Below are 10,570 nucleotides of genomic sequence, written 5' to 3'. Positions count from 1 at the left end.
CGGCCTTGTGCTGTTGGGTCACCCTGCGCATCGTCTCATTTCCATTCCAGATCGGCGCCGGGCGCCGCGAGCGGGGAAAGCATCCTTGTGCTGCCGCCGCCGGTATTGCCCGCCACCGCGCCATAGCCAATGCTCGCATCCAGCACTGGCACCAGCGCCTCGGCGGCCGTCCCGGCGATGCAATTGCGCAGCATCACATCCATCACCCCCGCGCCCTGCGGCAGGCCACGCTCGGCCTGGGTCAGCCGCCTGAGCGCGAGAACGCAGGTCACATTGGGCCCGACCGCCTCTTCGGTCCAGAAATAGAGGCCGAGACTGTCCTCGCCGGTCATCAGGGCACCCGGTTTTACCGAAGTGAACGGCGCAGGCGCACCGCCGATCCGGGTCACGAATTCCTCAAACCTGAAGCGCGCCGCCGCCAGATGGCCCAACCGCGTGCGCAGAATCAAAAGGTTATCGCCGGGCACCGCCACGTTGTTTGGCAGCCCGATCCGCTGCTCAGACCCGCCCAGCAAGCCGCGCTGCATCACAAAGGTCATCCCCTGCGGGTTGGCCCATGCCTGCCTGGCCGGAACCGGATGAAATAACTCACGATCCTCGATCTGCTTTTGCGTCAGACCGAAGGTATCAGTTTCATATCCGCAGCCCGTCAACAGGGCGCAGAGGAATGCTCCGGCGATCATTTTGCCGATGCGGGGATAGTCTGCTCTCTTCGTCATGCTTCCGGGCCGGATCAGGACATTATTATCGTTTTCAGGATCGCCCCCACGATCCCACAACCTCAGGATGATCTGATTTCAACCGAAAAGGCAACGCACTGGTTAACTTTTGCCGGAAGGTGTGGCACCTGGCCGGCGGACAAGACCAGAAATCTTTGTCGATTGCATCGCAGGGTTGAGCTATTCAGGAAATTAATCAACAATAACGCGCAGGACAGGAGATTATCCATGGAAGCAAGCGAGATGGTGGCCGAAGAGCTGGATCGTGGCCTGCCGCATTGGAAAGATCTGCCTGACGCCCTTCGCCCGGCGCTTGAACGCCACTGTGCTAATCTTGTCGGCCTCGCCGCCTCTTTGCGCGCCGCAGGCCGGGAGAGCAACGATATCCGCGAGCTTGTGGCAGAGCTTTTGCGCAGCTATGGCGCAGATCTCATTGCGGCCCTGGAGACCAAAAATGACGATTAAGCCAGTGTTCAGGCTGGATGACGAGGCCGGGCGCCTCGCCGCGCTGCGCCGCTATGAGATTCTCGACAGCGCGCCCGAGACGGAATTTGCCGATATCGTCGCGCTGGTTAAATCCATCTTCAACACGAAATATGCCGCGATCAATCTGATCGACAGCGAGCGGCAATGGATGAAAGCCGCCGCCGGGCTGGAGCCTTTGGAATGTGGCCGGGGCGATGCCTTTTGCGATCATACGATTCGCGGCACCAGCGCGCTGGCGGTCGAAGATGCTTCCGCCGACAGCCGGTTTGCCGACAATCCTTTCGTGACCGGCGAGGCGAGTATCCGATCTTACCTCGGTGTGCCGCTGACCAGCCCCGACGGATACAATATCGGCGCGATTTGTGTTTTTGACACCGGATTGCGCAAGTTCAGCGATGCCGATGAGACGGTGCTGGAGAATTTCGCCAAAGTGGTGATGTCGCAATTCGAGCTGCGGCTGATCGCCCGTCAGGACAGTCTGACCGGCAGTCTCACCCGCCGCGCCTTTATGGAGCGCATGGACCGCCTGGCCGGTCACGAAGAGCCGGTTTCCCTGCTGATGATCGACCTTGATCGCTTTAAACTGGTCAATGACACATTCGGCCATCCGGTGGGTGACATCGTGCTGAAAACCGTGGCGACCACGATCCAGTCCAGCCTGCGCAAAAGCGATGCGCTCGGGCGGCTTGGGGGCGAGGAATTTGCCGTGCTGCTGCCTGGCGCCGATGCCACTGGCGCGCTGGCCTTTGCCGACCGGCTGCGCAACGAGATCGCCACCCGCAAGCTGGCAGAGATCGCCGGCGCAAATGTGACGCTCAGCATCGGGATCGCCGACCACCGGGCGGGCGAGAGCCGTGACGCCTGGCTGGCGCGCGCGGATCACGCGCTTTACGCCGCCAAGACGACTGGCCGTAACCGCTGCATCGTGGCAGAGTAACGCCGGTTAACGCAGCAGATTGCTGAAGCGGATGTCAAAGGTGATCTGGTCGTAATCCGCAATTGCAGCGGTAGAGCGGCTGGACATCACCCCGAGCCGCAGCATTACCCCGGGGCGCAGCGAGGCCGAAACACCAAAGCCATGGCTGCGATCTGCGCGCGGCTGACCAAGGAAGGCGCCGCCCTCCGCCCGCTGATGCCAGAGATCAACCCGCCAGTCGCGCCCCGCCCGGGCCCAGGAATAGCCCGCCTCGATGCGCTGGCGCAGGACGGTTGTCCCTTCGACTCTGGCCCCCAGGGTCAGCGCGATATCGCTGACACCGGCGCGTCCGATCCGCTCCAGCGACAGGCGGAGCCGGTCCTGCATTCCGCCGGAGGTCGAGACAGCTTCATATCTCAACCCGGCCTCCTGGACGCTCCTGCCTGTGGCAAAGACCTTGGACAGCTCTGCTGAAAGACGATGGGCGTTGCTGGTATCAAGCTCGCGCCAGCTGCGGGTGCCAAGCGCGCAGAGGTCGAGAAACACCCAGTCCTGCACATGGTTGCGCGAACAGAGGCTGAATGCAGCATCTGCGCGGACGATCTCATGACGGGGCGACCAGGCCAGTTCCCCGCCGGCAGTAAGCTCGATCACCCGCCCCGGCCCCCAGGCAAAGCGGGCCATCGCCCCGCCCGCGCCACCTAAGACCAGCCCGGCCTTCGCGCGAAACGCCGGGTCCGCCTCAAGCACCAGGCCGCCAATGGTCAGCCGGTCCTGCAAAACGCCGCCATTGATATTGCCGTCCCAGCCCAGCACCGGCGCAAAGCTCAGACGCCGCGCCGTCAGAGCCAGCTGCCCCGGCCCGACCCCATAGCCCTGAGCCAGAAGCTCGCGGCGCATGAACAGGGTTTCCGTCGCCCCCAGGTGCCCGGCCTCAAATGCGGTGCCAAAGGCCCGCAGGCGAAGACGTTCAGAGCCGCTGAGAAAAGCGTTGCGCATCAGATCGGAAGAATCGGCTGCCGCCTGCCCCGCTGCGAGACCCGCAAGGCAGATCCCGACGAAAGCCGCGCGGATCCGGCCCCGCAGCGATTTACGGCGTGGCATTCGGATCGCGGCCAAAGAAGACCCCGTCCACCGAAACATCATGGCTGCCCTGGTTACTGGTCAGGGTGCCGCTGCCGGTATAAAGCCCCGAGGTCGTCATGCCATGCTGGCTGTTGCTATAGCCCGGCGTGCCGCCGACATTGCCGCGCAGGGAACCCGCAATCGTCCCCTCCAGCGCCGGGTGACGCAGCTCGATGCTGACATCCCCGCCATAGGCCCCGCTGCGGATATTGAAGGGCAGGTTTTCGCCCCTCAGCTCGATCCATGTTTCTGACCCGTTATCGGTGCCGGTGCGCAGGCTGATCGACGCTGTCTGAGCATCGAAATCAAGCACGAGATTCTCCAGCCCCTGAGCGTGGTGACCCGACAGCAGCGCGCCGTCATCGATGGTGACCCAGGAATAGGATTGCCCCCGGAAGTAATATTTCCCCGTGGCCTCGATCAGCCTGCCATTGCGTTCATTGTCGAATTGCGACTGGTCAGCGGTGAGACGCAAGAGGCGCGTCGCTTTCCCGGTGCCGGATCCGACCTCGGCAATCACCTCTATCGTCATATGCTGCGCATAGGGGCTGTCAGTAAGGTCGATCAGGCTGAGATAGCCTGCGGGGCCGCCGGCGGGAGAATCGAACGCGTCGAGAGCCTTCTGCTCGGCCTCGGTCACACTGATGCGCGAGCGCACACGGTTCCGCCCGTTATGCTGTGTCTGATAAGTTTCAAATGCTGCAACATCGACACCTTTGCCTGGTGGCAAATCCTTGCCGCCGCCGCCGCCGCCGCAGCCCGCGAGCATGGTCAAAGCAAGGAGCCATACCGCCGGATATTTCATGGATCTGCCTCATATCGTTTGTCCGGTTCGTCACCCGGAAATCTCTTTGCGATTGCATTAACTTTAAATTCACTCAACCTGAAGATATGAACAGATAGGCTGGATCCGGCCGGGCGTAATTCCAGGTGCATCGCCCCAGACCAGCGTCGGAACGCGGCTGACGGGTGACATTGCCAGGCGGTCAACCCCCTGCCCGGCCTGCGTGTTTGTGTACCTCCCCCCCCCCTGACCTCGCCGCCGCAAAATCGGGCCGCCACAGCCCGGCATTTGCTGATCTTGGTGAACGCGGCGATCAGGAGCGCGAACCGCCAGAGCAATGAGGCGGGCCACAGGTATGAGGCAGAACAGAAAACGTTCCGGGAATGAGCGGAACCGGAATTCGCTTTCGGGGCCGCACATGCGCCAGGAATGCGCCCCCGACGATTTGTGCAGCGCTGGTGGTGGATACGGGCGTGCTCTGGCAAAAAGCCAGCGGTGGAGGAAGAGATCCTCCGATCGCGGAACACGGAGATCCGGATGCCGGGATCCCGGGTCGAAGCCATTGTCTCCATCGGATCGGGGTGGCGGCAGAGACTGCCGCCTGCGCCCCTTTGGCAGGGCTTGCACGGCCGCAGGAGGCTCTGCCTGCAGCTGCCACTGGACGAGTGCCTTTATGCCCTGCAGCCGTCCATCCCCCACCTGACGCGATCCGCGCTGCATCGGTGTTTGCGGCGGCATGGCATCTCGCGCCTGCCTGATATCGAAGGGGACAAGCCGAAGCGGTCGAAATTCAAACGCTACCCGATCGGCCCTCGCCATCCCGATCCACATCCACATCCACATCGACATCGCCGGGGTGCAGATCGCTGAATTATGAGGAGGATCAGAAAACGCTCCGGTTATAAGCAGGGTCAGGATTCGATCCGGGGGATCGAATGCCCTGCGAATAGGTTTTCCTGACGAATGGCTCTATTTGTTCACCGGCATCGACCGCACGAGCAAGTTCGCCGCAACCCAGCTCGTCGACAGAGCCGACCGGAAGACCGCCTGGGAATTCCGGTCGCCATGCCTGAAGCCGTACCTTGACCCGGGCTCACACCATTCTCACCGACAACGGTATTCAATTTGCGGAACAGCCCCGGAACCGGAACACCATCACCTCCCGCCCGATGCGCCTCGACATGATCTGTGAGATCGGGCCATGGTCGCGCCACCGGTCCGGGCGAGCGTGGCGAGGCGGGATTGAGCACAGGCTGACCTGGCCCGACCATCCCTGGGCCAAGGGTCAGGTCGAACGGCCAGGGCGAACGGATGAACGGCAGGATCAAAGAGGCCACCGTCAGGCGCTGCCATTGCGACAGCCACGACCAGCTGCGAAAGCGCCTCGCAGAGTTCATGGCAGCCGACAACCTGGCGCAAAGGCTCAAGACACCCGGCGGCCTCACGCCTTGCGAATACATCTGCAAGATATGGACATCAGAGCCCGACAGAGTGATCCTGAACCCGATCCACCAGAGGCCGGGACCGAACAGCTAACGACAATTCTGGACGGACAATCAGGTGCAGGTCGTGATCACATGCGCGCCGGGGATCGCCTCTTCCGCCGTGGCGCAATCGGTCACATCCAGCCCGAAGCTGCGCAGATTGGCGGCGCATTTCGTCCGCGCCGCCGGGTCGCTGTCATAAAGCCGCATCTGAGACGCAGGGGTCCCGGGCGAGGGCCGAGGGTTCTGCGGAGACGGACAAAGGAGCATTGGGCATGGGAGGCCTTTCTGCGCTCAGCTGCGCTGAACCCGGCGCGCGGGGATCAGGCCCTGCGGGCGGATCAGAAGGACAAGGATCACCGCCGAGAGCACAATCGCATCCCGGTAGGGCGCAAGTTCGGGCGGCAAGACGGCCTGCAACAGCACCTCGGTCACGCCGAGAAGGAAGCCCCCGACCACAGCGCCCGGCAGGCTCCCGAGGCCGCCGATCACCGCGGCGATAAAGGCTTTCAGCACCGGGGTGAAGCCCATCAGCGGATCGACCGAGGCACGGTTCGCGATCCACAACAGCGCTGCCAGCGCGGCGAAGATCCCCGAGATGAAGAAGGCGGTGGCGATCACCCGGTTGGCCGGGATCCCCATCAGCCGCACCACCGCGAAATCCTCCGAGGCGGCGCGCATGGCGGTGCCCATCACGGTGCGGCGCAGGAACAGCTCCAGCCCCAAAAGCGCGAGAAGGGAAATCGCGATGGAGATCGCCGGGCCGACCCGCAGCGTGATGTCGCCGATGGTCACGGCGCTGGTCATCCAGTCGGGCATCAGGATGGTTTGCGGTCGGGCGGAAACCCCGTTCTGGAACAGAACTTTCAGCAGGCTTGAGACCGCGAAGCTGGTCAAGAGCAGACTGGTGACACTCGCCCCCCGCATCGGGCGAAAGGCCACGCGTTCCATCGCCATTGCGGCGAGGCCGCCGCAGCAGATCGCCACGATCACGGCCAGCGGAAAGGGCACGCCCATCAGAAGGCTGCCCAGAAGCGCGTAGCCGGTGGCGGTCATCAGCTCGCCATGGGCGAAATTGATCAGACCGATGATCGAGAAGACAATGGCAAGGCCGAGGGCCAGTAGCGCATAGACACCGCCCAGCGAGATCGCGTTGATGATCTGTTGCGCAATCATAGCTGCCTCATCCCCCCAGATAGGCCTGGCGCACCAGGTCCGAATTGGCCAGCTCTGCGGCAGGCCCGGTCAGCGCCACCGCCCCATTCGCGAGCACCACCGCATGTTCGGCCACATCCAGCGCCAGCGAGACATTCTGCTCGACCAGCAGGATCGTAAGGCCGCTGTGTTTCAGTTGCTCGATCAGGTCAAAAACCGCGTCGATCACCTGCGGCGCCAGCCCGAGTGAGGGCTCGTCCAGCAGCAAAAGCCGGGGCCGTGACATTAGCGCGCGGGCAATGGCCAGCATCTGCTGCTCGCCACCCGAAAGATTGCCGCCCTTGTTCTGGAAATAGCGCCGCAGGATCGGGAAAAGATCCAGCATCTCGGCCATGCGCTCTTTCAGATCGGCGGCGCTTTGATGGACCGCGCCGCCGAGCCGCAGGTTCTCGGCGACGGTCAGGCTCTGGAAAATACGCCGCCCCTCAGGGACCAGCGCCACCCCCATCCGCGCGATCTGCTCGGCCGGAAGGCCGGCAATATCGCGCCCGTCCAGCCGGATGGCGCCGCCCGCCGGCCGCACGAGACCCGCAATGGCACCAAGGGTCGAGCTCTTGCCGGCGCCATTCGCACCGACAAGGGCCAGGACCTGGCCTTTTTCCAGCGCGAAATCGACGCGGGAGACCGCTTCAACTTCGCCATAGACCACGGAAAGGGAGCTGACGCTGAGCATGGGTTACGGTGCCGGAACGTCAGCGGCGTCGGGCGTCAGCGTGGCGATGTGCTTAGCCTCGCCATTCTCGTAGCGCATCAGCGCAAGCGCGCGGGCGGGCATGCCCGTGGTGCCGGCATAGGTGATTTCGCCGGTGATGCCTTCGAAATGATCAAGGCCCTTGATCGCGGCGCTGATGGCGGCGCTGTCATCCGAATCCGCCACACGGACCGCCTCATCCAGGATCAGGCCGATCTCATAGCCATTCACCTCATAGGTCGATTCCGGTGCGTGACCGGCATATTTGGTGAAGGCCTCGTCAAAACTCGCCAGTTTGGACCCCGGCTCCGCATAGCCCGAAGCGGTGTAGACGACGCCGTCCACCAGCTTGCCCAGATCGCGGATGGTCGGTGTGCCAAGCGCATCTGCGCCATAGACCGGCGTGTCGACACCCGCCGCGCGCAGCTGTTGCAGGAAGGCGGGGAAGTCAGGCTCATAGGCGCCGGTCATGATCATATCGGGCTTTTCCGCCAGGCCGCGGATATTCGTCACCTCGGCCGAGAAATCCGGCTGGCCCATGGTAAAGCTGCCGCGACCGACGATCTTACCGCCCTTGGCCTCGAAGACTTTCGCGAAATATTCCGGGAGGTTGGCGGTATAGGCCGCATCCGGCGAGATCAGCAGATAGGCGGTCTTCTTGCCTTCCGACAGCGCGAAATCCGCCACGGCGGTCGCGGCGAGATTGTCGGCGGGATAGGTTCCATAGGCATGTTCCGGCACGGCCACGGTCAGGATCGGTGCGGTGCCGCAGAAGGTCAGCGTCGGGATCGAGAGCGGTGCGGTGATCTGGCTGGCGGCAATCGTCGAATCTGCGTCGCAGGGCGTGATCATGATTTTCACGCCGGCATCGACCAGTTCCTGCGCAACGGTCGCGGTCTGCGCCATATCGGTGCGGGTGTCCTTGATCAGAAGCTTCGCGGTATATTTACCGCCAAGCCCGCCTTTGGCATTCAGCTCTTCAATCGCCATTTCAAAGCCCTTCAGTGAGGGCTGGTCAAAGGGCGCGAGGCCGCCGGTCTGCGCGGTTGCGACCCCGATCAGGATCTCTTCGGCCTGGGCTGCGGTGTTGAAACCAATCATGGCGACCACGGTGCCAATCCCGAGAAGCGTCTTTCTTCCGGTCATTTTCAAACTCCCTGTTGTTGGATTTCTTGTGTTTTTCTTTTGCGACGGCTGCCGAGATAGGCCTCGATCACCGCCGGGTCGGATTGAATATCTGCGGGGACGCCATCGGCGATGACCCGGCCCCTTGCGACGACGATGATGCGTTCGCAAAGCGTCATCACGAGGCGCATATCATGCTCGATCAGGATGATGCCGATGCCGCGCTCGGCCCGGACCTGCGACAGGATCGCGACCAGCTCCGCCGTCTCGACCGCGTTCATGCCGGCGGCGGGTTCATCCAGCAACAGAAAGCGCGGCTTCAGCGCCAGGGCCCGGGCGATCTCAAGCCGGCGGCGCGGGCCATAAGCGAGCGTCGAGGCAATGCGGCTCGCATCGGCGCGCAGGCCCATACGGTCCAGCTCGCGCAAAGCGGCCGCTTCTGCGGCGGCGAGGGTCGGCTCGACGGTCAGGGCCGCGACCATGACATTTTCCAGCAGCGTCATCGACGGGAAGATGCGCAGATTCTGGAAGGTGCGCGCGATACCGGCGCGGGCAAAGGCGCAGGCGCTATGCGCCGAGATCGGGACGCCGGGCGAAACGCTGCCCTGGCTGGGGATCGCGTCGCCCGAAATCAGGTTGAGAAGCGTGGTCTTGCCGGCGCCATTCGGGCCGATGATCCCGGTGATCTGGCGCGCATCAAAGCGCAGATCAATGCCATCAACCGCCGCGACCCCGGCATAGTGGCGGTGCAGATCTTTCACCACAATCTCGCCCTCCACCTCACGCGGGCGGGCGGCGGGGGCGGGGGTGGCGGGGGGCAGAGCCGGGTCTTGCGGGCGGCCGAGGAACAGCTCGCGCGCGCCGAAAAGCCCCGAAGGTCTGCGCAGGATCACAAGAAGCATCGCAATGGCCAGCGCGCCTTCGGTCAGGCCGAACATTGCCGGGATCTTCAGGCCAAAGGCCTCGAACCCGCCCTCGAACCGGCGCACGATCTCGATGATCAGCGTGGTGAGGATGACGCCGGAAAACGCGCCGAGAACCGACCCCATGCCGCCAACGATCAGCATGGCAAGCAGGGTAAAGCTGAGGCTGAAATAGAAATCCGCCGGCGAAAATGCCCCGATAAACTGCGCCTTCATGCCGCCCGCAAGGCCGCAGAGCACCGCGCTCAGCACCCAGGCAGAGATCCTCGGGCCGCGCTGATCGATGCCGGCGGCATTGGCGCCGCGCTCATCCTCGGCGCAGGCGCGGGCGCTGAGGCCCTGGCGGCTGTCGCGCCAGAACCGCGCAACCGCGATCGAGGCCGCGCCAAGCGCCACCGCGCCCCAGAGCCCGACATTGCGCGGCACCCCGTAGAATGGCTGCGCCCCCCGGGTAATGTCGCGGGTGGCGACAAGGCAGGTATAGATGATGATCAGGAAAGCCAGCGTCATGATCGCCGCGCCCGATCCGTTCAGCCGCAGCAAGGGCAGCCCGCTCAGGAACCCCATGACCAGCAGCACGAGGATAACGGCGATGAGCGCTGCGTGCAGCGAAAGCTCCCACCCCGCCAGAAAAGCCGGCAACTGGCCCAGCGCAGTCTTCTGCACCGCCAGCGGCAGCGTCAGAATGCCGGTCACATAGGCACCGATGCCGACAAAGGCGGAATGGCCGAAGGACACGATCCCGGTATTGCCGCAGAACACCTGCAACCCCATCACCGCCGTAAGGGTGATCGCGGCGCCGGTCACCACCCGCTGCATTCCGTTCGAGCCGAATGCCGCCACCAGCACCGCGATCACGACCAGCACTGCGATCATCGCGAGGCTGTCAAAAGCGGCGGTGCGGAACGAACCTGGAAGGATCCGCGCGTTCATGGCAGGCACTTTGTCATGGCGGGAACTGGGCCTTTACGTGGGTCAGATAGGTGGGTCAGATTGCGAAGAAGCGTTTGTTTATTTTATTACAGTAACCGTTACATATGTTAAAAAAGTCAATCTTATTTCTTGAATGACCAGGAGCCAGGGTCAGATTTCTCAGGTTTTG

Annotated in this window: 10 protein-coding genes and 1 pseudogene; 3 read left to right on the top strand and 8 right to left on the bottom strand. The window is 63.3% G+C overall.

Going from position 1 to position 10,570, the window contains the following annotated elements; genetic code table 11:
- Window positions 1-35: 35 nt before the first annotated feature.
- The gene (locus JC607_RS02370) at window positions 36-530 is read right to left on the bottom strand and encodes a hypothetical protein (RefSeq protein WP_198835340.1); all 495 of its coding nucleotides are present in this window, start codon (window positions 528-530) and stop codon (window positions 36-38) included.
- 417 nt (window positions 531-947) lie between these two features.
- Between JC607_RS02370 and JC607_RS02365 the strand changes: the two genes are divergently transcribed.
- On the top strand, window positions 948-1,184 hold the full coding sequence (locus JC607_RS02365) for a hypothetical protein (protein WP_198835339.1): 237 nt from the start codon (window positions 948-950) through the stop codon (window positions 1,182-1,184).
- Window positions 1,174-2,142, top strand: a complete 969-nt coding sequence (locus JC607_RS02360) for a sensor domain-containing diguanylate cyclase (protein WP_198835338.1) — start codon at window positions 1,174-1,176, stop codon at window positions 2,140-2,142. The genes JC607_RS02365 and JC607_RS02360 overlap by 11 nt, the downstream gene beginning before the upstream one ends.
- Window positions 2,143-2,148: 6 nt before the next feature.
- Here JC607_RS02360 and JC607_RS02355 read toward each other — a convergent pair whose 3' ends face one another.
- Entirely contained in the window at window positions 2,149-3,225 is a 1,077-nt protein-coding gene (locus tag JC607_RS02355; RefSeq protein WP_198835337.1) for a hypothetical protein, read from the bottom strand.
- Entirely contained in the window at window positions 3,212-4,051 is an 840-nt protein-coding gene (locus tag JC607_RS02350) for a viral aspartic protease (protein ID WP_198835336.1), read from the bottom strand. The genes JC607_RS02355 and JC607_RS02350 overlap by 14 nt, the downstream gene beginning before the upstream one ends.
- A 630-nt stretch (window positions 4,052-4,681) precedes the next feature.
- On the opposite strand from JC607_RS02350, the pseudogene JC607_RS02345 reads away from it, so the two are divergent.
- A pseudogene (locus JC607_RS02345) lies at window positions 4,682-5,566 on the top strand (hypothetical protein); the annotation flags it as partial.
- A gap of 20 nt (window positions 5,567-5,586) precedes the next feature.
- Here JC607_RS02345 and JC607_RS02340 read toward each other — a convergent pair.
- From JC607_RS02340 to JC607_RS02320, 5 genes are all read right to left on the bottom strand, one after another.
- Window positions 5,587-5,724, bottom strand: coding sequence for a hypothetical protein (locus tag JC607_RS02340; RefSeq protein WP_370584736.1), 138 nt, complete (start codon window positions 5,722-5,724; stop codon window positions 5,587-5,589).
- A gap of 84 nt (window positions 5,725-5,808) precedes the next feature.
- Complete coding sequence (locus tag JC607_RS02335; RefSeq protein ID WP_198835334.1) at window positions 5,809-6,690, bottom strand: branched-chain amino acid ABC transporter permease; 882 nt, start codon at window positions 6,688-6,690, stop codon at window positions 5,809-5,811.
- 7 nt (window positions 6,691-6,697) lie between these two features.
- Window positions 6,698-7,402, bottom strand: a complete 705-nt coding sequence (locus tag JC607_RS02330; protein WP_198835333.1) for an ABC transporter ATP-binding protein — start codon at window positions 7,400-7,402, stop codon at window positions 6,698-6,700.
- Between the two features lie 3 nt (window positions 7,403-7,405).
- Complete coding sequence (locus tag JC607_RS02325; protein ID WP_198835332.1) at window positions 7,406-8,566, bottom strand: ABC transporter substrate-binding protein; 1,161 nt, start codon at window positions 8,564-8,566, stop codon at window positions 7,406-7,408.
- Between the two features lie 2 nt (window positions 8,567-8,568).
- A complete protein-coding gene (locus JC607_RS02320) occupies window positions 8,569-10,401 on the bottom strand; it encodes an ATP-binding cassette domain-containing protein (protein WP_198835331.1) in 1,833 nt (610 codons plus the stop codon).
- Window positions 10,402-10,570 lie beyond the last annotated feature (169 nt).

It is taken from the genome of Paracoccus sp. IB05 (assembly GCF_016405985.1).
GTDB lineage: Bacteria > Pseudomonadota > Alphaproteobacteria > Rhodobacterales > Rhodobacteraceae > Pseudogemmobacter.
The sequence above is the reverse complement of the archived record's forward strand: the minus strand, read 5'-3'. Positions and strand labels throughout refer to the sequence as shown.